25 protein-coding genes are annotated in these 26,522 nt (G+C 61.0%); 15 read left to right on the top strand and 10 right to left on the bottom strand.

Annotation, left to right across the window (positions count from 1 at the left end):
* Positions 1-159 precede the first annotated feature (159 nt).
* A complete protein-coding gene (locus HFO99_RS02855) occupies positions 160-1,299 on the top strand; it encodes an ROK family transcriptional regulator (RefSeq protein WP_222359102.1) in 1,140 nt (379 codons plus the stop codon).
* Positions 1,300-1,310: 11 nt separating this feature from the next.
* On the opposite strand, the gene HFO99_RS02860 is transcribed toward HFO99_RS02855, so the two are convergent.
* Positions 1,311-2,357, bottom strand: a complete 1,047-nt coding sequence (locus tag HFO99_RS02860; RefSeq protein ID WP_222359104.1) for a Gfo/Idh/MocA family protein — start codon at positions 2,355-2,357, stop codon at positions 1,311-1,313.
* 371 nt (positions 2,358-2,728) lie between these two features.
* Here HFO99_RS02860 and HFO99_RS02865 point away from each other — a divergent pair, with 371 nt between their 5' ends.
* The 6 genes from HFO99_RS02865 to HFO99_RS02890 all read left to right on the top strand — a co-directional run bounded on the left by HFO99_RS02865 (position 2,729) and on the right by HFO99_RS02890 (position 9,293).
* Positions 2,729-4,027 (top strand): ABC transporter substrate-binding protein, encoded by a 1,299-nt coding sequence (locus tag HFO99_RS02865; RefSeq protein WP_222359105.1) that lies wholly within the window; start codon positions 2,729-2,731, stop codon positions 4,025-4,027.
* Positions 4,028-4,244: 217 nt separating this feature from the next.
* Complete coding sequence (locus HFO99_RS02870; RefSeq protein WP_222332058.1) at positions 4,245-5,174, top strand: carbohydrate ABC transporter permease; 930 nt, start codon at positions 4,245-4,247, stop codon at positions 5,172-5,174.
* Positions 5,171-6,013 carry a carbohydrate ABC transporter permease gene (locus HFO99_RS02875; protein WP_012755199.1) on the top strand — a complete coding sequence of 281 codons (843 nt, stop codon included), beginning with the start codon at positions 5,171-5,173 and terminating at the stop codon, positions 6,011-6,013. The genes HFO99_RS02870 and HFO99_RS02875 overlap by 4 nt, the downstream gene beginning before the upstream one ends.
* 38 nt (positions 6,014-6,051) lie before the next feature.
* On the top strand, positions 6,052-7,290 hold the full coding sequence (locus tag HFO99_RS02880; protein WP_222359107.1) for an ROK family transcriptional regulator: 1,239 nt from the start codon (positions 6,052-6,054) through the stop codon (positions 7,288-7,290).
* Between the two features lie 64 nt (positions 7,291-7,354).
* Complete coding sequence (locus HFO99_RS02885) at positions 7,355-8,209, top strand: sugar phosphate isomerase/epimerase family protein (protein ID WP_222359109.1); 855 nt, start codon at positions 7,355-7,357, stop codon at positions 8,207-8,209.
* A 22-nt stretch (positions 8,210-8,231) separates the two neighbouring features.
* On the top strand, positions 8,232-9,293 hold the full coding sequence (locus tag HFO99_RS02890; RefSeq protein ID WP_222359111.1) for an ABC transporter ATP-binding protein: 1,062 nt from the start codon (positions 8,232-8,234) through the stop codon (positions 9,291-9,293).
* 169 nt (positions 9,294-9,462) lie between these two features.
* Here HFO99_RS02890 and HFO99_RS02895 read toward each other — a convergent pair whose 3' ends face one another.
* The gene (locus HFO99_RS02895; RefSeq protein WP_222359112.1) at positions 9,463-9,936 is read right to left on the bottom strand and encodes a ProQ/FINO family protein; all 474 of its coding nucleotides are present in this window, start codon (positions 9,934-9,936) and stop codon (positions 9,463-9,465) included.
* A gap of 277 nt (positions 9,937-10,213) precedes the next feature.
* Between HFO99_RS02895 and panC the strand changes: the two genes are divergently transcribed.
* Together panC and panB are read left to right on the top strand one after the other, a co-directional pair.
* Positions 10,214-11,089, top strand: a complete 876-nt coding sequence (panC, locus tag HFO99_RS02900; protein WP_222359114.1) for a pantoate--beta-alanine ligase — start codon at positions 10,214-10,216, stop codon at positions 11,087-11,089.
* Positions 11,086-11,907 (top strand): 3-methyl-2-oxobutanoate hydroxymethyltransferase, encoded by an 822-nt coding sequence (panB, locus tag HFO99_RS02905; RefSeq protein WP_222359116.1) that lies wholly within the window; start codon positions 11,086-11,088, stop codon positions 11,905-11,907. The genes panC and panB overlap by 4 nt, the downstream gene beginning before the upstream one ends.
* Positions 11,908-11,928: 21 nt before the next feature.
* Here the strand turns inward: panB and HFO99_RS02910 are convergent, their stop codons facing one another.
* Entirely contained in the window at positions 11,929-12,843 is a 915-nt protein-coding gene (locus HFO99_RS02910; protein WP_222359118.1) for a hydrogen peroxide-inducible genes activator, read from the bottom strand.
* A 143-nt stretch (positions 12,844-12,986) separates the two neighbouring features.
* Here HFO99_RS02910 and katG point away from each other — a divergent pair, with 143 nt between their 5' ends.
* A complete protein-coding gene (katG, locus tag HFO99_RS02915) occupies positions 12,987-15,167 on the top strand; it encodes a catalase/peroxidase HPI (RefSeq protein WP_222359120.1) in 2,181 nt (726 codons plus the stop codon).
* Between the two features lie 63 nt (positions 15,168-15,230).
* Here the strand turns inward: katG and HFO99_RS02920 are convergent, their stop codons facing one another.
* From HFO99_RS02920 to HFO99_RS02935, 4 genes are all read right to left on the bottom strand, one after another.
* Positions 15,231-15,641: a type II toxin-antitoxin system VapC family toxin gene (locus HFO99_RS02920; RefSeq protein ID WP_222359123.1), complete on the bottom strand. Its 411-nt coding sequence runs from the start codon at positions 15,639-15,641 to the stop codon at positions 15,231-15,233.
* Positions 15,638-15,898 carry an antitoxin gene (locus tag HFO99_RS02925; RefSeq protein WP_222359124.1) on the bottom strand — a complete coding sequence of 87 codons (261 nt, stop codon included), beginning with the start codon at positions 15,896-15,898 and terminating at the stop codon, positions 15,638-15,640. The genes HFO99_RS02920 and HFO99_RS02925 overlap by 4 nt, the downstream gene beginning before the upstream one ends.
* Positions 15,899-16,006: 108 nt before the next feature.
* Entirely contained in the window at positions 16,007-16,567 is a 561-nt protein-coding gene (locus HFO99_RS02930) for a DUF3299 domain-containing protein (RefSeq protein ID WP_222359126.1), read from the bottom strand.
* 105 nt (positions 16,568-16,672) lie between these two features.
* Complete coding sequence (locus tag HFO99_RS02935) at positions 16,673-17,647, bottom strand: zinc-dependent alcohol dehydrogenase family protein (RefSeq protein WP_222359128.1); 975 nt, start codon at positions 17,645-17,647, stop codon at positions 16,673-16,675.
* Between the two features lie 50 nt (positions 17,648-17,697).
* On the opposite strand from HFO99_RS02935, the gene HFO99_RS02940 reads away from it, so the two are divergent.
* The 3 genes from HFO99_RS02940 to HFO99_RS02950 are packed head-to-tail and all read left to right on the top strand — an operon-like array spanning position 17,698 to position 20,856.
* Positions 17,698-18,114: an acyl-CoA thioesterase gene (locus HFO99_RS02940; RefSeq protein WP_011649139.1), complete on the top strand. Its 417-nt coding sequence runs from the start codon at positions 17,698-17,700 to the stop codon at positions 18,112-18,114.
* Positions 18,115-18,143: 29 nt separating this feature from the next.
* Positions 18,144-19,673, top strand: coding sequence for a class I adenylate-forming enzyme family protein (locus tag HFO99_RS02945; protein WP_222359130.1), 1,530 nt, complete (start codon positions 18,144-18,146; stop codon positions 19,671-19,673).
* Positions 19,651-20,856 carry a thiolase family protein gene (locus HFO99_RS02950; RefSeq protein ID WP_222359132.1) on the top strand — a complete coding sequence of 402 codons (1,206 nt, stop codon included), beginning with the start codon at positions 19,651-19,653 and terminating at the stop codon, positions 20,854-20,856. The genes HFO99_RS02945 and HFO99_RS02950 overlap by 23 nt, the downstream gene beginning before the upstream one ends.
* Positions 20,857-20,876: 20 nt before the next feature.
* On the opposite strand, the gene HFO99_RS02955 is transcribed toward HFO99_RS02950, so the two are convergent.
* Positions 20,877-21,335 (bottom strand): carboxymuconolactone decarboxylase family protein, encoded by a 459-nt coding sequence (locus HFO99_RS02955; protein WP_222359134.1) that lies wholly within the window; start codon positions 21,333-21,335, stop codon positions 20,877-20,879.
* A gap of 397 nt (positions 21,336-21,732) precedes the next feature.
* Between HFO99_RS02955 and HFO99_RS02960 the strand changes: the two genes are divergently transcribed.
* The gene (locus HFO99_RS02960) at positions 21,733-22,497 is read left to right on the top strand and encodes an SDR family oxidoreductase (protein WP_222359136.1); all 765 of its coding nucleotides are present in this window, start codon (positions 21,733-21,735) and stop codon (positions 22,495-22,497) included.
* A 43-nt stretch (positions 22,498-22,540) separates the two neighbouring features.
* Positions 22,541-22,954 (top strand): cupin domain-containing protein, encoded by a 414-nt coding sequence (locus HFO99_RS02965; RefSeq protein WP_017967765.1) that lies wholly within the window; start codon positions 22,541-22,543, stop codon positions 22,952-22,954.
* Between the two features lie 65 nt (positions 22,955-23,019).
* On the opposite strand, the gene HFO99_RS02970 is transcribed toward HFO99_RS02965, so the two are convergent.
* Together HFO99_RS02970 and HFO99_RS02975 are read right to left on the bottom strand one after the other, a co-directional pair.
* Complete coding sequence (locus HFO99_RS02970; protein ID WP_222359138.1) at positions 23,020-24,303, bottom strand: cystathionine gamma-synthase family protein; 1,284 nt, start codon at positions 24,301-24,303, stop codon at positions 23,020-23,022.
* A 71-nt stretch (positions 24,304-24,374) separates the two neighbouring features.
* The gene (locus HFO99_RS02975; protein WP_222359139.1) at positions 24,375-25,454 is read right to left on the bottom strand and encodes a YihY/virulence factor BrkB family protein; all 1,080 of its coding nucleotides are present in this window, start codon (positions 25,452-25,454) and stop codon (positions 24,375-24,377) included.
* Between the last annotated feature and the right edge of the window lie 1,068 nt (positions 25,455-26,522).

A 26,522-nucleotide genomic window follows, 5' to 3' on the forward strand; every position in this document is an offset into this window, starting at 1 on the left:
GCATTTTGCGGCATTCGCCCCGCCGCGCGTCGTCAGCCGCCGTGATGGCCCTGACCCCGATTAATAGGACGTTCAGCCAAAAAGCGGCTGCTAAGCCCAGCTTTCCCATAGCCCGTGGATGAAGTACACCACCGAGATGGTGCTCTAGGAAAGACAGTCATGCGGTATCTTCGGTCAGGGCCGCGTCGGCTTCAAACCCAGGACATTGGCGCCCCGCGCGCCAAAACAATCGGTCTGCGGTCCGGCGAAATCGCCGATCGAAACATTCGCGTCATTCTGGAAGCCATCCGCCGCCATGGCCCGTTGACGCGGATGGAGCTTGGCCGGCATTGCGGCCTGACCGGCCCCGGCATCACCAATATTCTCCGCCGATTGGCTGAGGAGAAGCTCGTGACCTCCAACCGCCGCAATGGCCTTGGCGGAGGGGCCACCGCTACCGAGTTTGCCTTGCGCCCGGAAGGTGCTTTCTCGATTGGCGTCAAGCTTCGCCAAAGGCGTGGCGAGGCCGTGCTCATCGATCTAAGTGGCCAGGTCCACGATCGGGTCTATATCGAGTTGGATCCCGCTGACAAAGTCGGCCTGCTGCATGTGGCCGTCAGGGATATGGTCGATCGCCACGCCGCATTGCCGATCATCGGGCTCGGCATCGCCGCCAACGACTGGACAGAGGATCAAAGCGAGCAGATCGCCGCGATGTCGACGATCGCGCGTCCCTATGTCGAGAATGAGTGCACGGCGAGCCTCCTCGCCGAACGCACGATCGGCAGCTCCGGCAGGGAAGGCGGACTTGCGATGATCATCATCGACGACGACGTTCAGGCCGGCTTTCTCATTCGCGGCGTTCCCTATTCCGGCGTGCATGGCCGGGCCGGCAGCATCGGCGAAATGCTGACCGGTCCCGACAATGTCCAGCTCAATACCGTCGTCGGTTTCGAGTCCTTGCGATCACGGATCGGCGACCGAGACTTTACCCGCCTGCTGCAAGGGGAGGAATTCTCCTCGCCGTCACTGTCGCAATGGATCCGGGAAGCTGCCGGCCATCTGCTCGACCCGATCATCGCTATGGCTGGTTTCCTCGCCCCGAGCGTCGTCATGATCGGCAGCGATCTGCCGCAGCGCGTGATCGAAGCGCTGATCCATCAGCTTTCGATCGAGCGGCGCGACACCTCCACGAGACCGCTGCTGACCCCCTGGATTTCGCCGATGAAACCCGCAAGCTTCAGCGGCGGCGGCGTTGCGCTCGGTGCAGCCCTCCTGCCCTTCCTCAACACTTTGCTGCTGCCGCCCGCTTCGGCGTGATGCATGTTGCCTCAGGCGAGCGCTTCATCGGTGTGGCTGAGATCGGAGGCCAGCGCCTTGTCCAGGACTTTCTGGATATTGGCCGCCCGCCGGAACGAGGGTTCCTGGGTCCTGCCCGCCCGCACGGCCTGGACGAAACGTTGGTAGTTCGTCTCGACCGGATCGAACGGGACGTCGCGCCAGGTTGCCGTGTGTACGTCTTCTCCAAGACAGGCGCGAAGCGTCGATTTTCCGGTGTCGTAGATCGTCTCGATCGATCCGGTTTCGCCATAGACCCTGAGGCGCAGCTGATCCATCTGTCCGGCCGCCGTGCGCGTCGCCTGGATCGTCCCGATCGCGCCATTGGCGAAATCGACATTCATCGTGAAACTGTCGTTGGCGTCGAGATCATATTCGCCGATCCTATGGCCCGGTACCTTGTCGAAGGTCTTCAACCGCGCGAAGACATGGGCGATGTCGAGCCCTGAACCGTAGGATGCGAAATCGACGATGTGGATGCCGATGTCGCCGAGCGCGCCATTCGATCCATGTTTTTTGCTCAGCCGCCAAAGCCATTTGCTCTCGCTCTTCCAGTCGCCCCAATGGCGGCCGACCAGCCAGCTTTGCAGGTGTGAGGCCTCGACGTGCCTGACCTCCCCGATTTCGCCGGCGAGTACCATTTGCCGGCCCTTCTGAAGGGCGGGCGAATTGCGATAGGTGAAATTGACCATGCCGACCTTGCCCGATCGCTCGATGGCCTCGGTCATCTCCACGGCCTTGATGGCATCGGTGGCGAGCGGCTTTTCACAGAAGATGTGCTTGCCGGCGGTAATCGCCTGAAGCGTCGTCGGGTGGTGAATGCGGTCCGGCGTGACGTTTGCCACCGCGTCGAACTCGCCCCAGGCGAGAGCATCTTCGAGGGTCGTGAAATGATTGGCGATGCCATGTTCGGTGCAAAAAGCCGCGAGCCTTTCCGGGACGACATCGACGCCGCCCACGACACTGACGCCTTCGATCGCCTTGAAGTTGGCGGCATGCTGGTTGGCCATTCCGCCGGTACCGAGAATGAGTAGACGCATCCTATCCTCCATGGAATTAACTTCCCGCGGCAGTTCAGCCGGGCAAAACCGCACTCGCGCCATCGCAGCCATCCGCGATTGCCTCGTGCTCTTCTTCAGGAAAATTGCGGTGGATGCGCCGCGCGTGCGCGCGGGACGCTCCATCCACTTTCACGGCGCATGTTCTTTTCCGGAAATCGATCTCGATTTTCCGGCACTGTGCGCTAGCTGCTGTTGATTGTCGCCAGCATCTCAACCTCCCAGGTCTGGCCTTCCAAGCTGTGGCTTGACATCAAATCAAAGTAACTTAATCTAATTAATGCAGCACGGAAATGAGGAGAGGTCAACTGACCGCCAGGCTGTATCCGTTCAAAATGGGGAGGAGACCCATCATGAAGAGCGCCACCGTCAGCGCATTTGCGCTGAGCACCATGCTATTTTCAGCATCCGTTTCATTTGCCCAGGAACTTGCCACGAAGGACAGGATCGGCCTTGCCGAAGCGCCGAAATCCCTCGTCGTCCGTCTGACGAACGATAGTCCCAACAATTCGGATCCGGCGATCGCCGAGGGCTATCAGAAGCTGTTCGTCGATTTCATCAAGAAGCATTCGGACTGGAAATTGCAGATGCAATTCATGTCCTCGGACATCGGCACCGAACAGGCCAAGATGCTGGAGCAGGCCAAGGCCGGCAACGCGCCCGACTGCGCTGCTGTCGACTCCTTCGTCCTCTCGCAGTTCATGGTCAATAAAGTTCTTGCGGACTTCACGCCGTATTTTTCGAAGGAGGAAGTGGATGACCTGTTCCCCTTCATCCGCAGCGGCATCACCGACAAGGACCAGACGGTCCGCGCCTGGTGGTGGGATACGGACCTTCGTGTGCTCTACCGCAACAAGTCGATCGTTGCCGATGCGCCGCAGACATGGGACGACCTGAAAAAGGCCGCGCTCGCCTCCACCAAGGAAGGCATGGAAGGCGTTCTCTTCAATGGCGGGCGCTGGGAAGGGACGACGTTCGACTGGCTCGCGAATTATTGGGCGTTGGGCGGCAAGCTCGTCGACGACTCGGGCAAGCCAGTATTCGGCGAAGGCGAGAACAAGGAGAAATTCCTAAAGGCGCTGAATTATTTCAAGGATCTCGTCGATTCGGGTGCCGCGCCCAAGCGCGTCAGCACGATCGCGAATTACGACGATATGAATGCTGCGGCCGCAGCGGCGACGACAGCGCTCTTCATCGGCGGCAACTGGCAGTATGCGCAGCTGAAGGCAACGCTCGACGAGGATGAATTCAACAACTGGACCTTCTCGCCGATCCCCGGCCCCAGCGCCGATCAACGTTCGACCGGCACCGGCGGCTGGACGATCGCCTCCTTCAGTAAGGACAAGGACAAGGTTGAGATGTGCGCCAACCTCGCACGCGAGGTTTATATGGGGCCGGCGAACGCGCTGCAGCAGCAGTTGCCGACCCGCAAATCCCTGTTCGACAAGTATGAGGTCTTCTCCACCGAAGCCAACAAGACCTTCGCCAAGGCTCTGGTCAACGGACAGGCCCGCCCGGGCGTGCCGATCTATCCTGAAATATCCAACCAGATCCAGATCATGATGGGCGACGTGCTCTCGGGGACCAAAAAGCCGGAAGACGCCTTGAATGCCGCCTTCAACGCAGCATTGGAGGCTTACAAGCGTCTGTGATGCCACGGCTGAGCCCAGCAAATCGCGACATGCCCCTCATCCGGCTGCCGCCACCTTCTCCCCGCTTGCGGGGAGAAGGAATGTGCCGCGATCTCTCCGTCCCCATCTACCTCTCGCAGGGCACGTCCCCTCTCCCCGCGAGCGGGGAGAGTGTTAGGCTGAGGGGCAGCCACCGGCGCGAACCGGCCAATCATGCCAACCCCGCACAGAGAAGCCAATGAGCCCCATTGCCATCGAGGCTGACAGCCCGCCTCAAAGCAGAACGTTCATGCGCCGTTTCGCCGGTGCGCCCCTGCCCTGGATCATGCCTGTGATCGTTGTCATCGGCATTTTCTACCTTTATCCCGTCATCGACGTTTTCAGGCTTTCATTCACCAATGCCACGCTGATCGGCGACAATCAGGACTATACGCTGGGGTCGATCACCAATGCCTTGAGCTCGCCGCAGCTGCCCGACATCTTATGGGCGACCTTGATCTTCGTCGGCGGCAGCGTCATCGGTCAGCAGATCTTGGGCCTTGCGGTCGCTGTCGTGGTCATCCGCGGGGAAAAGCGCGGCCTGTTCGGCACCACCATCCTGAGGACGACGGCGCTGATTGCCTGGGTCGTTCCAGGAATTGCCGGCGGCATCATCTGGCAGATGCTCTTTTCCGAAGCGCCTTATGGTGCGTTGAACAGCATTCTGCGGTTGATGCACATGCCGACGGTCGCCTGGCTCTCGGACCCCGCAATCGCTCCGTGGTCTACCCTCATCTCCAACATATGGCGCGGCACGGCATTTTCGATGGTTGTCATGTATGCGGCGCTGAAGTCGATCGATCCCTCGCTCTATGAAGCGGCGGAGGTCGACGGTGCGACGGCATCGCAGCAGTTTTTCTTCGTCACGCTTCCGCAGTTGCGCGCGGCAATCCTCGTCAACATGATCCTCATTACGATCCAGACGGTGAATACCTTCGATGCGATCATCACGCTGACGGGCGGCGGTCCGGGGCGCGCGACCGAGGTCATCTCACTCTACGTCTTCAATATCGTCTTTAGAAACTACGACCTGTCCGGCGGCAGCGTGCTCTCCGTGCTCATGCTGATCATCAGCCTCGGGCTCGCCTTTATCTATGCGTCGTTCCTGCCGAAGGAGGATGAGCAATGAACGGACGAACCGGAACGCGGCTCGGCGATGCCATGAGCTATCTGTTCATGCTGGTAATGTTCGTATTCTTCGCCGGCCCCCTCACCTATCTCCTGTCGATGGCGATGCGCGATAAGCGCGAGATCTATCGCGGCGCGGCGCGGTATATCCCAAACAATCCCACTATCGACAACTTCATCACCGTTTTGAACAACAGCTACTTTCCGATCTATCTCTGGAACGGTCTCAAGCTTGCCGCCTTAAGCGGACTGGGCGTCCTGATCGTCGCACTGCCCGCAGCTTACGCCTTTTCTCGATTTCAATTCCGGGGCAAGGGCCTGTCGATGATGGGGCTGCTGCTTTTCCAGATGATCTCGCCGCTCGTCATCATGGTGCCGCTTTACCGCTACATGAACCGCCTCGGCCTGCTGGATACGCATTTTGCCGTCGTCATGGTGTATATCGCGCTTGGCGTTCCGCTGGCGACCTGGCTCCTGAAGAGCTCGGTCGACGGCATCCCGCGCAGCCTCGATGAAGCGGCCATGATCGACGGCTGCAACAGGTTTTCCGTCTTCTGGCGGATCATTCTGCCATTATCGGCACCGGGCATAGCCTCAGTCTTCATCATCACTGTGATTGCCGGCTGGTCGCAATTTCTGGTGCCTTTTTTGTTGCTCACGAAAAATGATCTGATGCCGATCGGCGTCGGGATCTTTAACTTCCGCGGCATGCAAACCGACTCGTCCATCCAACTGCTTGCCGCTGCCTGTCTGATCGCGGTCGTTCCGGCGATCGTCGCCTTCCTGTCGCTCCAGCGGCTGATCCTCGGTGCGATGACCAGCGGCGCCGTCAAGGGATGAGGAGCGGTTCAGGCTATGCGCAAGGAAGGATTTCGGGCATGAACCAGACACTCGGCGCCAGGCTGTCCCCGGATCTGACCGGCGCCAATGTCGAAGATGCAGGTGAGCACAACAGGGCCGTCGTGCTGCGCTGCATTCATCGCCAGGCGCCGATTTCGCGCGCCGAAATCGCCAGGCGGACGGGTTTTACCAAACCGGCAATCGCCCGGATCGTCGATCGTCTCCTCGACGAGGGCCTAATCATGGAAGCCCGGCGGCGGCATGGGCTGAGAGGTCAGCCGGCGATTGAACTCGAAATCAATCCGGATGCCTGCTTTGCCATCGGCATTAACATCGATCGCGACCATCTGACGATCCTGGCCGTCGATGCCGTTGGCAATGTCCGCGCCCGCGTGCATCACGAGAAACGTTTCATCCTGCCGACGGAATTCCTGCAGCTGACGGCCGATGCTATTTCGCATTTCCAGCGCAGCCGGCTCATCGACGACGCGCGCCTGGCCGGTATCGGTCTGGCGATGCCGGATTGGCTTGGCGAAATTTCGCTCCTCGGCAAGCCCGAGGCTTATCAGGAATGGACGGCATTTGATGTGCGCGCCGCACTGGAGAACCTGACACAGCATCCCGTCTTCATCGAAAACGAAGCCAATGCCGCAGCCCTTGCCGAACTCGATTACGGACTGGGTGCTGAAAGCAGCAGCTTCTTCTACATCGCCATCAATCCATGCCCGGGCGGCGGCCTCGTGCTCGACGGCAACGGTCATCGCGGCGCCATGGGCCTCAGCGGTGAAATCGGCTGGCTGCCGATCGCCGACGGCGGGGACGGGAAGGCCCATAAGGTCCAGCTTCTCGGCGAGATATTCTCGTTGTTCTTCCTCTATGATTTCCTCGCGCGGAACGGCGTCGAGGTGAGTGTTCCGCACGATCTCCTGACGCTGGATGCGCATGGTAGGCGCCTCGTTTCGCAGTGGCTGAAGGAAATGAGCGCGCATCTGGCAGTCGCCGTCAAGCATATCGGCATGGTGGTCGACCCCGACGCCGTCCTTGTCGGCGGCCGATTGCCGATTCGCATCGTCGACGAGTTGCTGCGTTATGTGCACGAGCATCTCGATGCCGAGGACCCCAACCTTCCCTCGCTTCATCGCGCCTCGCTCGGAGAGGATGCCTCTGCCATGGGGGCGGCGGTCATGCCGATGGCAGCGGCCTTGATGCTCGCATCGGCTGACCCTGCTCAACGCACACGCTCGCCACTCAAGAACATGGATCGCCTGAACAGTTGAAACGGTCGGCAAGGCCCAGGGATTTTGGTGAAGATCGGGATTTTGGTGAAGATGGGAGGATTTGGTGAAGATCGGCTTTTACACCTCGACTTTCAACGATCGTCCTCTTGAGGAAGTGGTGGATTTCGCTGCATCGGCAGGTTTCGACGCCATCGAGATCGATGTCGGCGGCCATATCAAGACGCCAGATCGGGTGGACGCCGCCGTAGCACTCGCACGCAGCCGCGGCCTCTTCGTGTCGTCGATCACCTATTTCGGCAATCAGCTCGATGCCGACCGGGCAAAACGAACGGCACTTCGCGAGGCGACCGCCGAATTTGCGAGCGCGATCGGTGAAGCAGGTGTCCCGATCTTCGTGATCTTTCCGGGCCGGGACGACACTGCAAGCGACCAAGCCAATTATGATGACTTCGCCGATTTCGCCAACGGGCTGATCGCGAAGGCGCAACCTTATGGCCTCACCATCGCAATCGAGAACTGGCCGGGTCCGAAGGATAATTTCATCGGAGCGACACCCAAAGGATGGCAGGAGCTTTTTCAGCGGATCAGGGATCCTCGTTTCGGGCTGGAATTCGATCCCTCCCACCTCATTCGCATCGGCGTGGATCCCTATCAGGCGATGGAGGCGGTGAAGAATCGCATCGCCATCCTTCATGCCAAGGACACGGCAATCGATCCGGAGAGGCTGCAGGCTGTCGGCTATCACGGAAAGGGCTGGTGGCAATACAAGCTGCCCGGGTTCGGCCTCATTGATTGGCCGAGGTTCCTGCGCCAGGCCCGCCGGGCTGGCTTCGACGGCACCCTGTCGATCGAACATGAGGATGCCGCCTATGGCTGGCCGGGCAAGGAGTTAGCCGCGCGCAAAGACGGCGAGCGCCTCGGCCTTGATTATTTGAGAAATGTCCTGAGCGGACTTTGATGGTAATTTCGGGAGGACGGTAATGGCCCATGTTTCGGTCAACAATGCGCGCAAGGATTACGGCTCGTTCAAAGCCATCAAAGGCGTGTCGGTCGATATCGGCGACGGCGAGTTCGTCGTTCTGGTCGGCCCCTCGGGCTGCGGCAAATCCACGCTTTTGAGGATGATTGCCGGCCTCGAGGGCATCACCTCGGGGCAAATCCAGATCGGCAAACATATCGTCAACGAGCTTGCCCCTAAGGACCGGGACATCGCCATGGTGTTCCAGAATTATGCGCTCTATCCGCACATGACCGTTGCCAAGAACATGGGCTTTTCACTGCGGCTGAAACGGATGCCGAGGACGGAGATCGATCAGCGGGTCGGCAACGCCGCGAAGATCCTCGGTCTCGAAAGTCTCCTCGAGAGATACCCCAAGCAACTGTCGGGTGGCCAGAGACAGCGTGTGGCGATGGGGCGGGCGATCGTGCGCGACCCGGCGGTCTTCCTCTTCGACGAGCCCCTGTCGAACCTCGACGCCAAGCTCAGAGTGCAGATGCGCTCGGAGATCAAGGAATTGCATCAACGGCTGCAGACGACGACCATCTATGTCACCCATGACCAGATTGAAGCCATGACCATGGCCGACAAGATCGTCGTCATGAAAGACGGCCTGATCGAGCAGTCGGGTTCTCCGCTGGAATTGTACGATCGTCCGAACAATCTTTTCGTCGCCGGTTTCATCGGCTCACCGGCGATGAATTTCATCAGCGGCAGCATGACGGAAGATGGCTTTCGAACCGCCGACGGCCTGCTCCTGCCGAGCGAGCGCCGTCCGGCAGATGCCGTGATCTACGGCATTCGTCCCGAACATATCCGGTTGGAGCCGGGCGGCATCGAGGTCACGACGGTGGTCGTCGAGCCGACGGGTTCGGAAACGCTGGTCATCGTCCGGCTGGGGACGCAGACGCTGACCTGCGTCTTCAGGGAACGGATCAGGGCCGCCCCCGGCGAAGTGCTGAGGATCGCGCCGATCGACGATACCGTCCATCTGTTTGGCGCGGACGAGCAGCGGATCACATCAGGCGAAGCACCGTTGAACTGACCCGGCCGATTGCCCCTCCCCGTCGGTCGGCGCCGGCCGGGGGCGCGTTTTCCGCGCCCCCGATGCGGCCAAGCAGAGAGCGACTACGTCGCCCTTGTGAATGAGGGTGCACGACGCAAGACCGCGCAATGACTGCAAGCCGGATATGAGACGCCGATGTCATCCTGCTCTAACTGGCGGCGTTCCCTTTGCCGAGGAGGGCTGCGCGGATCTGTTCGCTTTTGCTTAACAGCGGAGCGGGGATCGGTGCTGTCTGCTCGGGCGCGTCTGTCTTACCGGTGGCCTGCTTGAGGCTCAGAAAGCGTTTTTGCGCGACCAGCCGATCTTCTAACGACAGTGGTTCGACGGGTTCACCGTCAACACTATGGCGCATGGAATCGGGCTGGGCGCTGGCGAAATAGTAGCGCCGGCAGTGGACATAGGCCGCGGTCGCGCGCCGCAGTGTCGTGACGCCGGCATCGGGCTTCAGGAGCGGGCGCAGTTCATTGAAAAGGCCGACGGCAAAAGGAAGGACCGGATCTCCCGCCTTGGCCGGAAGCACCCCGACCGGCCGGATCAACAGCATGTTGATCGCGTTTGCCTTCTCCACGTCGAGCTCGGTTGCCGCAATCGGTCCGCGGCTGATCTTCCAGGGCTTGTCCATGCGTCCTCCATGTAACGTCCATAGCGACCGACTGTGATGGTATCTTGACGAACAGGGCGAGTAACGGAAGTCGCACATCGTCGGTTCCACTGCAAGCAGATGAGACGCGGAACGGGAGCCGAGTGGCGAAAAGCCGTTCCCGGGAGCTGATTTGGCCCGGCGTCATCGGCCGGCGTTGCATCTAATCGTTTTTATCGAGGATTATGCATTGACCTGCCGCATCGATTACACTTCTTATCCGCGCCCAAGATGGAGTGACCGGTCCAGGGGAGGATATATGCGGGTTTTCTCGAGCATTGACGAGCTGCGCCACACGCTCGACGCGCTGAGGCGGCAGGGGCGAACCGTCGGCCTTGTTCCGACGATGGGCTATCTCCATGCCGGCCATATGGAGCTGGTCTCGCGCGCTCGCGCCGAAAACGACATCGTCGTCGTTTCGATTTTCGTCAATCCGCTGCAGTTCGGCCCGGCGGAAGATCTCAGCAAATATCCGCGCAATCTGGAACGCGACGCCGCCATGCTGAGGCAAGCCGGCGTCAATTTCCTTTTTTCGCCTAGCGTCGAGGACATGTATCCCCGCCCGATGTTGACGGTCGTCGACGTTCCCGACCTCGGGCGCGAACTGGAAGGGGCGGTACGGCCTGGGCATTTTGCCGGCGTTACCACCGTCGTCTGCAAGCTTTTCAACATCGTGCAGCCGCAGACCGCCTATTTCGGAGAGAAGGATTACCAGCAGGTCGTCATCGTCAAGCGCATGGTGGACGATCTGGCCTTGCCGGTGCGCGTGATATCGGTGCCGACGGTCAGGGATAGCGACGGCCTCGCATGGTCGTCGCGCAACGTCTATCTCAGCGAGGCGGAGCGGCGTGCCGCGGTGATCGTCCCTCAGACCCTTGACGAGGCCGAGCGCCTGGTCGCCGGCGGCTTGACCGATCCGGTGGAACTCGAGGCAAAGCTCACGGCGTTTCTTGGCCGCGAGCCGCTGGCAATACCTGAAATCGTCGCCGTCAGGGATGCCTCGACACTGCAGCCGGTCACGTCGATCGCAGAGCCTGTCGTCGTGGCGCTCTTCGTTCGGGTCGGCTCGACACGGCTGCTCGACAACAGGGCTATCGGCCGGCCGGGCTTGCCGGGAAAGGGAGTGACCAGATGAGTGCCGTCGGAGTTCAGAAGCGCCTTACGCCAAGGCACATCTCAGCCATGAAGGGCGGCAAGCCGATCGTCTGCCTGACCGCCTATACGACACCCATGACGCGGCTGCTCGACGAGCACTGCGACCTCCTGCTGGTCGGGGATTCGCTCGGCATGGTGCTCTACGGCATGGAGACCACCATCGGCGTCACGCTCGATATGATGATCGCGCACGGCAAGGCGGTGATGCGCGGCGTCGGCAAGGCCTGCGTCGTCGTCGACATGCCGTTCGGCAGCTATCAGGAATCGAAGGAGATCGCCTTCCGCAACGCTGTCCGCGTCCTGCAGGAAACCGGCTGCGATGCCGTCAAGTTGGAGGGCGGCGAGGAGATGGCCGAGACCATCGCCTTTCTGACGAAGCGGGGGATTCCGGTTATGGGCCATATCGGCCTGATGCCGCAGCAGGTCCAAACCGCAGGCGGCTATCGGTCCGTCGGGCATTCCGAACACGAGACGTCGAAAATCCGTCGCGATGCCCACGCCATTGGCGGCTCGGGCGCCTTTGCCGTCGTCATCGAGGGCACGGTGGAGCCCCTCGCCCGGGAGGTGACGTCCGCCATGCACGTCCCGACCATCGGCATCGGCGCTTCTTCCGCCTGCGACGGTCAGGTTCTAGTTTCCGACGACATTCTGGGGCTCTTCAACGATTTCACCCCGCGCTTCGTCAAGCGCTACGACGAACTCGGCAAGAGGATTTCGGCCGCGGCTGCCGCCTATGCCGACGAGGTCCGATCGCGACAGTTTCCGGCAGCGGAGCATACGTTTAAACGGCGATCCTGAGGCGAGGCGATGTGAGCTCCATCACCGCGCGATATACTGTTCGCGCATGCTGTCGGCTGACCGGCGAACCGCCTCTGAAACCTGCACGAGCTGTTTGGCCATAGGCGTCGAATGGCGCCAGATCATCCCGATCGTTCGCGACGGCTGCGGAGATTGGAAGCGCGAAATCGAAACATGCGCCGAGCGCGTTTCGAGGGGAACGGCCATCTCCGGAATCAAGGTGATGCCGATACCGGCGCTGACCATCTGAACCAGGGTGGATAAAGAGCTGCCTTCCATGACCTCCCGGGGGCGGGCCGGCCCTATCTTGCAGAACGACAAGGCCTGATCGCGAAAGCAATGGCCTTCCTCAAGCAGCAGCAACCGCATTTCGCGCAGCGCCTCGCGTTCGGGCACCGGCTTACCGTCGTCTTCGGGCCGCCGGACCAGCACGAACTCTTCCTTGAAGAGCTCGAGTTCGGCCAGGGAGGGTTCCGACACCGGCAAGGCAACAATTGCCGTGTCGAGCTGACCTTGCGCCAGCTCCTGAACCAGCTTCGACGTCTGCGTCTCGCGCACCTCGATCTGAATGCCTGCAAAGCTCCTGTTCAGATCGTTGATGATTGCCGGCAACAGATAGGGCGCAATGGTCGGGATGATGCCGATGCGCAGCCGCGTCAGAAAAGGATCACGCGCGGCGCGCGCCAGTTCCGCCAGTTCGTCCACGCTGCGCAGGATATCGCGGATCCTGAGAGCGACGGTCTGACCGAAAGCGGTCAGCTTCACCTCACGCGCGTTGCGCTCGAAAAGCTCACCGCCCAACTCTTGCTCAAGTTCTTTGATCTGCATTGACAATGCCGGCTGGGAGATCGCACAGGCGTCGGCGGCACGTCGGAAGCGGCCATCTCTTGCCAGTGCTTCAAAATAACGTAGCTGTTTCAGGGTAAGGTTCTTCATAACCTAAGCTTATCGCAGCGATCAGTAAATCCAACTTAAATTTATGAAGCGCTTCCGATATGAAGACTGCAGGGAGAGAGTGGGGCGCCAGCTCGGCTCATCTTTTTGGACCGAAGACAGATCAAGCAATCAAGGAGACGATCATGGACAACCCCACCGACAGCGCAGGCAAATGTCCTGTTGCACATGGCAATACGCCTCGAGGTAGATCCAACCGCGACTGGTGGCCCAATCAGTTGAATGTGCAGATTCTTCACCACAATTCCGGCCGCGCCGATCCGCTCGGCCAGGCCTTCGATTATGCCGAGGAGTTCAAAAAGCTCGACCTCGACGGCCTGAAGAAAGATCTTCACGCTCTGATGACGGATTCGCAGGATTGGTGGCCGGCCGATTTCGGTCATTATGGCGGCCTGTTCATCCGCATGGCCTGGCACAGCGCCGGCACCTACCGCATCACCGATGGTCGCGGCGGCGCCGGGGCCGGCCAGCAGCGTTTTGCGCCGCTGAATAGCTGGCCTGACAACGTGAACCTCGACAAGGCCCGCCGCCTGCTGTGGCCGATCAAGCAGAAATACGGTAACAGGGTCTCCTGGGCTGACCTGTTGATCCTCACCGGCAATGTCGCGCTCGAATCCATGGGTTTCAAGACCTTCGGTTTTGCGGGTGGCCGCGCCGACGTCTGGGAGCCGGAAGAACTCTACTGGGGTCCTGAGGGAACCTGGCTGGGTGACGAACGCTACAGTGGCGAACGCGAACTGGCAGAGCCGCTTGGCGCCGTGCAGATGGGCCTTATCTATGTCAACCCGGAAGGCCCTAACGGCACTCCGGATCCGCTGGCATCCGCCCGCGACATCCGTGAAACCTTCGCCCGTATGGCGATGAACGACGAAGAAACCGTGGCGCTGATCGCCGGCGGGCATACCTTCGGCAAGACCCATGGCGCTGGCGATCCGTCGTTTGTCGGTGTCGACCCGGAAGGCGGCGAGCTCGAAGCGCAGGGCTTGGGCTGGGCCAGCAAGTTCAACACCGGCATCGGTCGCGATGCCATCGGCAGCGGCCTCGAAGTGACATGGACCCAGACGCCGACCCAGTGGAGCAACTACTTCTTCGAAAACCTGTTCGCTTTCGAATGGGAGCTGACCAAAAGCCCGGGTGGCGCGCATCAGTGGCAGGCTAAGAACGCCGATTCCTCCATTCCGGATGCCTATGATGCATCGAAGAAGCATCTGCCGACCATGCTGACCAGCGACCTGGCACTGCGTTTCGATCCCGTCTACGAAAAGATCTCGCGCCGCTTCCTGGAAAACCCCGCCGAGTTCGCCGACGCCTTCGCCCGCGCCTGGTTCAAGCTGACCCACCGCGACATGGGACCTAAGGTGCGCTACCTGGGTCCGGAGGTTCCGGCCGAAGACCTGATCTGGCAGGACGTCATCCCGGCCGTCGATCATCCGCTCGTCGATGACAAGGATATCGCCGACCTCAAGGCAAAGGTGCTTGCAACTGGCCTCACCGTGCAGGAACTGGTCTCGACCGCCTGGGCATCCGCCTCGACCTTCCGCGGCTCCGACAAGCGCGGCGGCGCCAATGGCGCGCGCATTCGCCTTGCCCCGCAGAAGGACTGGGAAGTCAACCAGCCGGCGCAGCTCGCCAAGGTCCTCGGTGTTCTCGAAGGCATCCAGAGGGAGTTCAACGCCGCCCAGACCGGGGCGAAGAAGATCTCGCTCGCCGACCTGATCGTCCTGGCCGGCGCAGCCGGCGTCGAGAAAGCGGCAGCGGCCGGCGGTCATGCCATCAGCGTGCCGTTCACGCCAGGCCGCATGGACGCCTCCGAGGCACAGACCGATGCGCATTCCTTCGCGGCGCTGAAGCCCCGCGCCGACGGTTTTCGCAATTATATCGGCGGTCGGCAGTTCATGAAGCCGGAAGAAGCGCTTGTCGACCGTGCCCAGTTGCTGACGCTGACCGGACCTGAAATGACCGTTCTCGTCGGCGGCCTGCGTGTGCTGAAGGCCGGCGCGCCCGAACATGGCGTCTTCACGTCGCGTCCGGAAACGCTGACGAACGACTTCTTCGTCAACCTGCTCGACATGGCCACGCAGTGGTCGCCCGTCACCGGCAGGGACGGCGTTTACGAAGGGCGTGATCGCAAGACCAACGACGTCAAGTGGACCGGCACCCGCGTCGACCTGATCTTCGGCTCGCACTCGCAACTGCGCGCCTTTGCCGAAGTCTACGCCCAGTCCGACGCCAAGCAGAAGTTCGTCAAGGACTTCGTCGCGGCCTGGACCAAGGTCATGAACGCCGATCGTTTCGACCTCGTCTGATCGGCAGCATTTTGCCCGGGTGCAGTTTCGGCTGCGCCCGGGCATTTTTTTTGGAGACCGGACCTACCGCCCGACCGTCCAGTCCTCGACACGCAGTCCATCGACGCGGCGGAATTCCCCGACATTGTTGGTGACGAGAACCAGATCCCGGGTCCTGGCCTGAGCGGCGATCAAAACATCATAGGGACCGATCGGCGTTCCCTTTGCCGCCAATGCGGCACGGATCTCCCCAGCTGCCAACGCATCTTCCTGCTCGAAACCGACAACTGAGAAATCCGCCACGAACAGGCGCAGGGTTTCGAGATTGTAGGAAATTTTCGCGCTTTTATAGGCGCCATAATAGAGCTCGTGCATCACCACGGTCGACAGCCCGATCGATCCCTCGTCGCTGTCGATCACGCGCTTCAAAAGTGTTTCGGATTTCCTGCCGATCAGAGAGATCACCGCATTGATGTCGATAAGATGCGTGATCACTTGAACAGGTCCTGCATACCCGGTCTCTCCTCATCCTCCGGCTGCTCTCGCCCTTCTGCCATGAAATCGTCGCTGAGGCCGCGCTCCAAGGCGCTATGCAACGATGCCCACCGCATACCGCGATCGGCCCGTGGCCGAAGGATCACAGCATCGCCTTCCCGCGTCACCTCTACCTGGTCGACGTCGAAGCGGAACTCCTTCGGCAGCCGGACGGCTTGCGAATTGCCAGATTGGAATACGCGCGCATATTGCGGCATGGTGCTCTCCGAGGCTCGTATATATGTCACTGTATATACGCGATTGACGGAACTCATTCAAGATTTTTTGCTGCGGCAGGACGGTGCGCAGCACCGTCTCTGCGCCTTCTACTGGCGAGGCAGAATGCCGAAAGGCGAAAGTGACAGTAGATCGGGATCGGTCGTCGCCGTTACTGTCGCCACCTGGGCGTGGCTTATGCTGTAGCCGTAGGTGAGGACGCGGTCACCGTCGATCATGAAGAATTGCGCCTGATCCAGGCCGGGCCGCAGGGTACCCGTCACGGTGACGGTCTCATACATTCTTGCCAGGTGCAAAGGCTCTTCCGGAACGACACGAACCAGTTGGTTGGGCGGAGGGGAAGGCATGTGGCTGCAGGCTCCGGCCCAAGGCACCAGCATGAATTCGTAGACAAGATCGCCATCCTGGTCGATCGGCAGAACGAAGCCCGTCAATTCGATCGGATGCTCCTCGCCATGCCAGGCGAGTGTTTCGCCCTGTGGGCCGCTCACCGCTTTGCCCGACAGCGGCACCGTCGCTTTGACCTGATCGGCCGGCCGTAAAGCGCTCCAGAAGATAGGTTGCGCGGCAGCGAAGGCGTTGGGTGCTGGCCACACGGAACAAAATGCCAACGCCGCGAACGTCAGGAGGAAAGGTTTGTGTTTCGTCATTGTATCTCCACCGGGCCCACGGCTTTGACCACCTTGCCGCTGCCAAGGATGCTACTTCTAATCTCGCTTAGCCGTCAAAACGTTGTCGCGGCCTGCTCATGTTCGTTAGGCCAGCAGCACTTTGCCGCCCGTCCGAAACGGAACGGCGGATCGCAGTGCTTCGCTGACATTTTCCAGAGGAAACACCTCCCGTACCTCGGTCGCGATGACCTTCGAAACGATCTGCGCCGCGACCTCGGAATAGGCGCGCTGGACGTCGCTCATGGCTTGCGAATGAACCCATTCCCGGAGGTGAAAATAGGAAAAGGCGATATCGGGATGGGAGGCCCAGAAGGAAGCCGGAATGCTTTGGCCCGAAAGCAGGCCGTAATGCACGAAATGCCCGCCGGGCTTCAGCGCATCGGCGAGGGTCGCGGCGCGCGCGCCTCCGACGCAATCAAGCACCGCGTCGAGCCCATGCCGGCCGGCGAGCCCGGCGACCAGATCGCTTTCGCTTTCCTCCCTATCGACGATGACAGCCTCAACCCGGCCGCGCAGGCGCTCAAGTGATCCTTCGCTGCGAACGATGGCGACCGGTTCCACGCCTGCGGCATTGGCGAGACCGATCAATATCGCTCCGATCGACGAGGCGGCGGCATTGATGGCAATGCGCATACCCGGCCTCAGTCCGATCTTGGCATGCAGCATCAACCAGGCCGTCATCGGATTGACGTAGCTGGTCGCAGCCTCGAAGTCGGTGAGCTCGTCTGGAACACGCAGGCACCAGCCGGGATCGGTATCCTTGAATTGTTGCCAGCCACCGGCGCTGCGCACCGGCAGCACGCGTGCCCCGGGGGAAAGCCCATGGACCTCTTCACCGCACTGTTCGACCACGCCGAACGCTTCGAAGCCGGGAATGAAGGGCAATGTCGTGCGTCCGCTATAGGCCCCTGATATGGTGATGATATCAGACGGATTGATCGCCCGCGCCAGCAGGCGCACCCTCACCTGGTCGCGCGCCAGCGGCGGCAGCGCAGCCCGCTCGAGCTCGACGACATCCTGAGCCGGGCCGAATTTTCGCACGACCGCCTGATATTGCATTGCATCCCCCACACACTGCGGTTAGATCACCCCGTCGAATTGGTGATCGAATGAGCGTTGACGACAGGCCTTTAGCATCGTTCAGGGTCTCGATGCGAGACATCGACATCTATGGTCATGTCCACAATTCCCGTTATCTCGACTATTGTGAGGATGCGGTCGTCGAGTTCCTGCGGCAGCGGCAAATTCTCAGCCATTTCCGTCACACCTCCTCCGGCGTCGCCTATCACGTGAAGAAGGCGGAGATCACCTTTCACAGCCCGATCGATCTTGACGATGTCGTCGAGGCGAAGGTGGACGTGGAGAAAATCGGGCGCACGAGCCTGTCCTTTGCCATAGAACTCTTTCGCCAGCGCGATGGCGCTCATTGCGCCTCGGCGCATTTCGTCTGGGTCTGCGTCGGCCTCTCGGACAGCCGCCCGACGCCGATTCCGGAAGCGACCAGAGCCGCTCTGTCTCCAGGCTGACGGCCGATCATTTAAACCCGCGGGTGTCCATGCCGATCCATGCACAGCTTCTTCGACATGCAACGGAGACACCGGACAAGCCTGCACTGGTGATCGACGGGCGTTCGCTCAGCTATGGCGAACTCTATGTGCGCGCCAAGGCAATTTATCGGTTTCTCCAAGATCTCCCTCGCTCGAACCGCCGTATGCTCGATCTGCCCGGTGTGGAGAAGCTTGCCGCTCTCAGCCTTGGCAACCATATCGGCTTTGCCGAGTATTTTGTGGCGGCCACCGCTTTCCCGAATGCCTGCGCGGTCATCGACCCGATGATGCCGGCGGAAAGGATCGAACGCATAATCGAGCGGCTGGCGCCTGATATCTTGATCGCCGACGACAATGCCGGGCCGAGCGCCGAAATTGCCCGAAGACTCGGCATTCCCGTTGTCACCGCCGGAGCCGAGGCCTTCGACCTTGCCTCGACAGAAGGTGAAGCCGAGCTGCCGCTCGATGCCGACAAGATCTTTCTGATCGGCTTCACCTCAGGGACCACCGCCGAGCCGAAGGCCTATTATCGCTCGCGCGAACAATGGCGCCGGAGCCTCGATCGCGGACGCGTCGTTTTCGAACTCGAAGACGCGCCGTCGACAATGTGCCCGGGAGCCCTTGCGCATGGCCTGGCGCTTTATGCATTGGTCGAAGCTTTGGACGCCGGGGCAACCTTCCATTCGGTCCGGAAATGGGATCCGGTTGCGGTCGCACGCACTCTCTCCTCCTGGCACGTCAAACGGCTGGTCGCCGTGCCCACCCATATAGCCGGGATTGCAAGGGCGTGGGCGGGTGAACCGGTCCTGACCTCCCTGCGTGATGTCCTCACTGCCGGCGCAAAGCTCGACGTCAACGGTGTCGAATCCATGCGCCGCCTGTTTCCGAAGGCCCGCATCCGGGAATATTACGGCGCATCCGAAATTGGTTTCATCACGGTCTCGACCCTCGTCGGCGGCGAGATCGATTTTCCGATCGAGCGGGTGGGGCAAGCCTATCCCGGCGTGGCAATCTCCATTCGCGACCCCGATGAGAACGACGTCGGGTCCGACGTGCCGGGAGCTATATTCGTCGACAGCGACCTGATCGCGGATGGATATCTTTGGGGCGACGACGGTCAGGCCTTCCGGGTCACGGAAGCGGGAGCAACGGTCGGAGATCTCGGAGAACTCGACGCCAATGGCATGCTGCGGGTGATCGGCAGGGCGGGCGGCATGATGATATCAGGCGGCAACAACGTTTATCCCGCCGAAGTCGAGAGTGCGCTCAAGGCCTGCCCCGGCGTAGAGGATGCCGTCGTCTTCGGGCTGCCGGACGCCTATTTCGGTCAGCGGATCGTCGCCGTCGTCTCGGGAGAGACGATGGACCCGAAAGTCCTGGCTGATCATTGCGCGCAGATGCTCGGGAAGTACAAGATCCCCAAGCAATTCTACCATATAAAGTCCTGGCCAATGACGAGCAGCGGGAAGATCTCGAGGGGGCAAGTGGAGCGGGCCGTGGTTTCTGGAGACGATCTTGTCCTACGCCTTTCAGCCTGACGAGGATTGGCAGCCAGTCGTGGTTGCCGCCTACCGGTCCCCGATTGGCCGGGCTTTCGGGTCGCTTGCGACTGTCGCGGCGGAAGACCTGCTTGTGCCGATCATTCATCGCATCCTGTCCGAAACGGGAATTGCACCCGACACCATAGACGACGTTCTGGTGGGTAACGCCGCAGGTGGCGGCGGAAACATCGCGCGGCTGGCAGCCCTCACCGCAGGTCTGCCCATGGCGGTTCCGGGCGTTTCGATCGATCGGCAATGCGGCTCGGGCCTGGAAGCGATCATCATGGCAGCCCGGCTGATCCAGGCGAAAGCCGGTTCATGTTTTCTGGCCGGCGGCGTGGAGAGCGTCAGCACGGCGCCATGGCGCGTCGAAAGACCAAAAGCGAATGGGTTGCCGCCGCGATTTTACGGGCGCGCCCGGTTTTCGCCTGACGCGATCGGCGATCCGGAAATGGGGATTGCCGCTGAAAACGTCGCGCGGCAGTTCGGCATATCGCGGCAGAGACAGGATGAATTCGCGCTGCGCAGCCATAGGCTCGCCGTAGCGGCGGCCGAGGCGGGCATCTTTCGGCCCGAGATCGTCGACATTTCCACCGGCCATGGTCAGATCGAACGGGACGAATGCCCACGCGCGTCCACATCCCTAGAGGCGCTCGCAAACCTCCGGCCGGTCTTCTTGGCCGACGGTTCGGTGACCGCCGGCAATGCCTGCCCGCTGAACGACGGCGCCTGCCTGGTGCTCGTCATGAGCCGCGGCATGGCGAAAAGCCTCGGCATCGAAAAGGGCCTTGCCTTCATCGACAGCGCCGCTGCCGGCGTGGATCCCAACCTGCTCGGCATCGGCCCGGTCGCCTCGACCAGGAAGCTGCTGCAGCGTCAGCCCGGGCTCTCGCTCTCCGACATCGATGCCATAGAATTCAACGAGGCCTTCGCCGCCCAGGTTCTGGCATCGCTGGATCAGCTCGATATCCCGGCCGACGCGATCAATAGGCACGGCGGGGCCATTGCCTTGGGCCATCCGTTCGGGGCCTCCGGCGCAATCCTCGTTACCCGGCTGTACAGCCAACTTATCCGCGACACCGGGGGAAGTTGGGCATCCGGCGCGATTGGCCTGGCAATGATCGGCATCGGCGGAGGCATAGGGCTGACCGCCATGTTCGAGGCTACCCAGCTTTCCTGATCCGCCGAAGGCGCAGACCGTCAGGCGGCGGCGCGTTCGTGATCGGCCGGATGCTGAAGCCGAAAGCCGATCGCCAGCCTGTTCCAGGCGTTGATCATCGCAACACCGATCGAAAGGGCCACCAACTCGTCATCCGAGAAGTTGGCGTGCGCTTCTTCATAGACATCATCCGGCGCATGGCTTTTCGCGATCTCGGTGAGAGCCTCGGCCCAGGCGAGTGCGGCCCGCTCCCGGGTGGTGAAGAGCTGCGACTCCCGCCACGCGTTCAGAAGCAGCAGCCTGTCATCCGTTTCGCCGAGCTTCAGAGCGTCCTGGCGGTGCATGTGCAGGCAGTGAGCGCATCGGTTCATCTGGGAAACCCGCACTTTGACGAGTTCGAGCAGCTTCGGATCGAAGCTTTCAGCAATCCAGCCTTCAACGGCAACGAGACTGTCGATGCCGCTGTTCTTATGGGCCATGAAGTTCAGGCGCTTGATCATTCTTATCTCCATCGTGAGAGGATTGATGGCCGAAGTCACCGGCTTGCAGACCAGTGGATACGCCTTGCCTTCCTGGTCGGCCATCTGCCCCGACGGTACATCTGGCCAATGCCCGTCGATGTGAGTTCCGCCATTTCGGCCGAATGCCCCGACCGCAGAGCCAGCTGGCCTACTACGTTCGCATAGGCCGATAGCGACCGAGGAAGAATAGTTTGGGGCCGCGATCCGGCGCATCCTCCTGCCCATCGGTTTACACCGGTCGCACCAGCGACGGTCCCGATGAAGTCGCTTCGCTCATCGAGGAGGCGGGGGCATGCCGAGCAGTTGCCTGCTCGCTTTCAAGTCAACAACGGCAAGTCACCAGAGGATATCCTCGTAAAGGACAAGGAGACTACCCATGAAAATCGTCGTTATCGGCGGCACTGGCCTCATCGGCTCAAAGACCGTGGAAAGATTGCGCAAAAAGGGGCACGAGGTATTGGCGGCTTCGCCGAACTCGGGTGTGGACACGATCACCGGCAAAGGCCTGGCGGAAGCGCTCACCGGGGCACAGGTGGTTCTCGATCTCGCAAACTCGCCCTCGTTCGAGGACAAGGCCGTCCTGGAATTCTTCCAGACGTCGGGCCGCAATTTGCTCAAGGCAGGGGCTGCCGCCGGGGTCAAGCATCACATCGCGCTCTCGATCGTCGGCATGGAGCGGCTGCAGGGCAGCGGCTACATGCGCGCCAAGATGGCCCAGGAAGCGCTGATCAAGAGCTCCGGCATACCCTACACCATCGTGCACTCCACCCAGTTCCATGAATTCATGGCTGGCATCGCCCAGTCGGGCACCGTCGGCCAGACCGTGCATCTGTCGCCGGCCTACGTGCAGCCGATCGCCTCGGACGAAGTCGCCGACGTTATGGCCGAGCTGGCGCTCGGGACGCCTGTGAAGGGCACGATCGAGATCGGCGGGCCGGAGAAAGTCCGCCTCACCGAAATCGTGACGCGTCTCTTCAAGGCGACGAACGATCCGCGGCAGGTGATGGCGGATCCGCACGCCCGCTACTTCGGCGTGGAGCTCGAGGATAATTCGCTCGTGACCGGCGCTAAGGCGCGGCTCGGCAAGATCCGCTTCGACGATTGGCTGAGCCGGCAGCCGCCCCAGAAAAAGAGCGCCTGATACCGGGCGCCCGACCCATTCCCATCAACGCAGGAGACCAGACATGCTCAGAAAAATGATCTCGGCGGCGGCGCTCGCCATTGTCCTTGCCGCCGGCACTCAGGCTCACGCCGCAGGCGGCGACGCGAAGGTAAGCGTCGTTTTCGACCAGAAGCTTCCGAATGTTCCCGGCAAGAGCATGCGGGGGGTGCTCGTCGAATATGCGCCGGGCGGTTCCTCGCCCGGCCATACGCACCCGGCTTCGGCCTTCATCTATGCCACCGTTCTCGAAGGTGCGATCACCAGCAAGGTGAATGACGGGCCAGAGAAGGTTTACAAGGCCGGCGAAAGCTTTCCCGAATTTCCCGGCGATCATCACAGCGTCAGCAAAAACGCCAGCAAGACAAAGCCGGCGCGCCTGCTTGCGGTCTTCGTGCTGAATACCGACGAGACGGAACTGACGACCGACGACAAATGACGTCATGAACGCATCAATGCCCGGCGCCGTCGGGCATTGATATCAATAACGCCCTGCGATTGGCGTCAGGCCGCTTGCAGCGCCAGTTCCAGGTCGGCGATCAGATCGCCCGGATGCTCGATACCGATCGAAAGGCGGATCGTCGATTCCAGAACGCCGATGCGCTGGCGGACATCGGCGGGCACGCCGGAATGCGTCATGGTGGCCGGGTGGCTCGCAAGCGATTCTGTGCCGCCGAGGCTGACCGCGAGCTTGAAGATCTGCAGCGCGTTCAGGAATTTGAACGAGGCTGGCTGACCACCGCGGATGTCGAAAGAGAAGGTCGAACCGGCGCCGGTGCATTGGGCGATGAAGGTCCGGCCGGCCGGCGATTCCGGATCGTGGTAGGACAGGTAGTGAACCTTTTCGACCTTCGGGTGATCACGCAGAAAATCTGCGACGGCCCACGCATTGCTGTTTGCCCGTTCCATGCGCAGCTGCAGCGTTTCCAGCGAACGGCCGAGCATCCAGCAGGAATGCGGATCGAGTTGGGTGCCGATCGCGCCGCGCAGGGCCTTGATCTGCTTGATCACCGCCTTGCGACCAAGAACGGCGCCGGCGATCAGGTCGGAATGACCGCCGACATATTTCGTCAGCGAATAAAGCGAGATATCGGCGCCGTGCTCGATCGGCCGCTGGAAGACCGGTCCGAGCAGGGTGTTGTCGCAGACGACGATCGGCATATGGCCCTGTCTTGCACCAATCATGTCGGCCTCACGCCGGATCATCGCGACATCGACCAGACTGTTGGTCGGATTGGCCGGCGTCTCGACCAGGATGACGGAGACGCGGCCCTTGGCCATCGCCTCTTCTGCCGCCTTTTGCACCGTTCCTTCGCTGACGCCGTCGGCAAACCCGACGGCGGCGGCGCCGAGGTTCAGGAAGGTCTTCGCCAGCAATGTTTCCGTTCCCCCGTAGAGCGGCTGCGAATGCAGGATCGCATCGCCGGGCCGGACGAAGGCGAGCAAAGTGGTGGCGATCGCCGCCATGCCGGATGAAAACAGCACGCCGCTTTCCGTCCGTTCGTAGACGGCGAGCCTGTCTTCGACGATCTCGCTGTTTGGATGGTTGAAGCGCGAATAGACGAGGCCGGCCCCTTTCCCCTCGGGAGGCTCGCGACGCCCCGACACATAATCGAAGAAGTCGCGGCCATCCTCGGCCGTCGCGAACACGAAGGTGGAGGTGAGGAACACCGGTGGCTTGACCGCTCCTTCCGAGAGTTCGGGATCGTAGCCGTAGTTCAGCATCTGTGTTTCGGGATGCAGGGCATGATTGCCGATATGGGTTTTGGAAGGATGCGGGGCGGTCATCATCATCTCCTGTGTCGGACTGGCGAATGTCAGAATACATCAAAACTGTAGGAGAGGAGCAATCTTCGCGGTCAGCTCCTGGTCTCGCCCAAAGTATCCGCGACATAGGCGCCTCGCGCTCCCATTGGCAGCGGCGTTCCCGTCGTCGTGTCCTTCGCGGTCTGATGCTCCAGTTCGGCGTTGAGTTCTCCTCCGACGATGAGAATGACGACGGAAAGCCAGATCCAGATGAGAAAGCCGATCAGCGCTCCAAGCGTGCCGTATGTCGCGTTGTAGTTGGCGAAATGATCCAGATAGAAGGAGAAGCCGATCGACATGATGGCCCAGCCGACCGTAGTCGAAGCCGCGCCCCACGTCATCCACCGGGCTTTTGCAGGCTCCCGGCTTGGGCCAAAGCGGTAGACCAGTGTAACGGCCACCGCAACCACGAGCAGAAGCAGCGGCCACCTAAGAAGAAGAGCCATGTGCTCCTTGAATTGATCGAGCCAAAGATAGGAGAGCACGACTGGCATCACGCCAACGAGGGCCACCATGACGACCGCAAAAGCCATTGAACATAGGGTGAAGCAGAGACCCGTCAGATTCAGTCGCACGAGGCTTCGTTTCTCCTTTTCCTCATAGGCCACGTTCATGGCGTCGAATATCGCCAGCGTTCCATTATGCGTGCTCCATAGCGCGATCGCGAGGCCTACGAAAAAGGCGATGCCGAGTGTGCTGTCGCGCCGTTCGACGAGCGCCTTGATCTGATCGGCAAGAAGATCGAATGCGCCAGGTGGCATGAGGACGGCTAGTTCGCGAAGGTGTTCGGATATGGTAGCGGGATCGGCAACCAGCCCATAGAGAGAGACCAGGGCCGCGAGGGCAGGAAATATCGCCAGCAAGAGATAGAAGGTCACGCCCGCCGCGATGAGAGTGACCCTGTCATCTAGAATTTCATGGAAAACGCGCCAGAATACGTCGCGAAGGCCGCTGAAAGGGATCGCCTCGGGCGTGCTGGCGCTGCGGCCATGATCGTCAACTGCGTGGCCAGGTTCCGCAGACGGGGCGGCCGACCTGCGCTCGATTGCCTGCATGTAAACAAGCGCGCCGACCGCTGCGGCCATCATTGCAGCGGCGGCGGAGAATCTCTTACGTTGAAGCACATCGCGCATGTGGATGGTCTCCGATCTAGTGCGGAGATAACGCGGCGTGCCGCTAAAGGATGCAGGCCGTTGCTCTGCTGCGGACATTTAATGCAGGACCGAGATCGTCCGTTTTCCTAATCGGGTGAGGAAGCAGGGATTGAAACAATTGAGCCGCGCCGCCACTGCGCTCAGTATCCCGTAAGCAAGGCCAATGGAGTAGTTTCAGAAATGATAATCCATTGATATTCCCACACATATCACCCTCTGCGGAAGCAAACGCGGGCTTTAGTTCCCTTACTGCCTTGCTGCTGTTCGACAAAATCTGCCAGTTTTTGGCGCCGCGAGACGGTAGATCGGTGGGTAGCCATTATTCCGAAGCGCCGCTTGGATCTGAAATTCCACCGCTGCCATCTGATGCCCGGCGCTTGTCGCCGACGGGCTCCTGGAGGCGACGCGCTACGCAACAGGCCTGACAAAACAATAGCGCCGGCGACAATGGCCTGCAATAGCCGTTTACGTTATCAATCGGCAAATGCCGAGGTCCGACCTGGCGAGCCAATTGCATTCGCCCGGCACGCCTCATGACCAAGCGTCGCCGAGACCGAGACACTGCCTGCCCGCGGACGCGAACTCGCTGGCCTCTGTGGTTGCTTGATGGCGTTCTGGCAATCGGCAGAAGGCGCGTCGCGATCGACCAGGTCGCCACGCGAAAGCAGCTGCGCGGCAAGCAGGCGGCGACAGGATGCGCGCTGCTCCAGATGTCGGCTAGCTCGCAGCCTAACGCTATTTGCCATAGGCGGCCCTCCCCGACCATCACTGGAGGCGCTGCTCTGGCCATTCATGCTGGGCATCTCTGGCTCATTGTTGATAGGAGCAGGATCATCTCCTGGCATAACGGCCGGGATTAATAAGCTCTTCCACATCTCCAGAGAGCGAGGAAATGCGCGTCATCAAATAGCGTGCATCGATCACGGGCGCTGCCCCATCTGACATGACGTCGCGGCCCTGGCGCCGCGGTCAGCTATCCCAGAGCAAACCGAGCGTGAAGCTGGCGTTCCCACGTACGCTCGGTTTGCTGCCGCAAGCAAAATCGAC

Origin of the sequence: Rhizobium leguminosarum (assembly GCF_019798305.1) — a bacterium.
In the GTDB taxonomy this organism is placed as follows: Bacteria; Pseudomonadota; Alphaproteobacteria; order Rhizobiales; family Rhizobiaceae; genus Rhizobium; species Rhizobium leguminosarum_U.

Coding starts and splice junctions, on each gene's coding strand:
- HFO99_RS02860 (WP_222359104.1), bottom strand. CDS start 2,357: ATGCGTCTACTCATTCTCGGTACCGGCGGAATGGCCAACCAGCATGCC.
- HFO99_RS02935 (WP_222359128.1), bottom strand. CDS start 17,647: ATGCAATATCAGGCGGTCGTGCGAAAATTCGGCCCGGCTCAGGATGTC.
- HFO99_RS02960 (WP_222359136.1), top strand. CDS start 21,733: ATGAAAATCGTCGTTATCGGCGGCACTGGCCTCATCGGCTCAAAGACC.
- panB (WP_222359116.1), top strand. CDS start 11,086: ATGAGTGCCGTCGGAGTTCAGAAGCGCCTTACGCCAAGGCACATCTCA.
- HFO99_RS02855 (WP_222359102.1), top strand. CDS start 160: ATGCGGTATCTTCGGTCAGGGCCGCGTCGGCTTCAAACCCAGGACATT.
- HFO99_RS02970 (WP_222359138.1), bottom strand. CDS start 24,303: ATGACCGCCCCGCATCCTTCCAAAACCCATATCGGCAATCATGCCCTG.
- HFO99_RS02910 (WP_222359118.1), bottom strand. CDS start 12,843: ATGAAGAACCTTACCCTGAAACAGCTACGTTATTTTGAAGCACTGGCA.
- HFO99_RS02890 (WP_222359111.1), top strand. CDS start 8,232: ATGGCCCATGTTTCGGTCAACAATGCGCGCAAGGATTACGGCTCGTTC.
- HFO99_RS02945 (WP_222359130.1), top strand. CDS start 18,144: ATGCCGATCCATGCACAGCTTCTTCGACATGCAACGGAGACACCGGAC.
- HFO99_RS02875 (WP_012755199.1), top strand. CDS start 5,171: ATGAACGGACGAACCGGAACGCGGCTCGGCGATGCCATGAGCTATCTG.
- HFO99_RS02965 (WP_017967765.1), top strand. CDS start 22,541: ATGCTCAGAAAAATGATCTCGGCGGCGGCGCTCGCCATTGTCCTTGCC.
- HFO99_RS02975 (WP_222359139.1), bottom strand. CDS start 25,454: ATGCGCGATGTGCTTCAACGTAAGAGATTCTCCGCCGCCGCTGCAATG.
- HFO99_RS02880 (WP_222359107.1), top strand. CDS start 6,052: ATGAACCAGACACTCGGCGCCAGGCTGTCCCCGGATCTGACCGGCGCC.
- HFO99_RS02870 (WP_222332058.1), top strand. CDS start 4,245: ATGAGCCCCATTGCCATCGAGGCTGACAGCCCGCCTCAAAGCAGAACG.
- katG (WP_222359120.1), top strand. CDS start 12,987: ATGGACAACCCCACCGACAGCGCAGGCAAATGTCCTGTTGCACATGGC.
- HFO99_RS02865 (WP_222359105.1), top strand. CDS start 2,729: ATGAAGAGCGCCACCGTCAGCGCATTTGCGCTGAGCACCATGCTATTT.
- HFO99_RS02955 (WP_222359134.1), bottom strand. CDS start 21,335: ATGATCAAGCGCCTGAACTTCATGGCCCATAAGAACAGCGGCATCGAC.
- panC (WP_222359114.1), top strand. CDS start 10,214: ATGCGGGTTTTCTCGAGCATTGACGAGCTGCGCCACACGCTCGACGCG.
- HFO99_RS02940 (WP_011649139.1), top strand. CDS start 17,698: ATGAGCGTTGACGACAGGCCTTTAGCATCGTTCAGGGTCTCGATGCGA.
- HFO99_RS02925 (WP_222359124.1), bottom strand. CDS start 15,898: ATGCCGCAATATGCGCGCGTATTCCAATCTGGCAATTCGCAAGCCGTC.
- HFO99_RS02895 (WP_222359112.1), bottom strand. CDS start 9,936: ATGGACAAGCCCTGGAAGATCAGCCGCGGACCGATTGCGGCAACCGAG.
- HFO99_RS02930 (WP_222359126.1), bottom strand. CDS start 16,567: ATGACGAAACACAAACCTTTCCTCCTGACGTTCGCGGCGTTGGCATTT.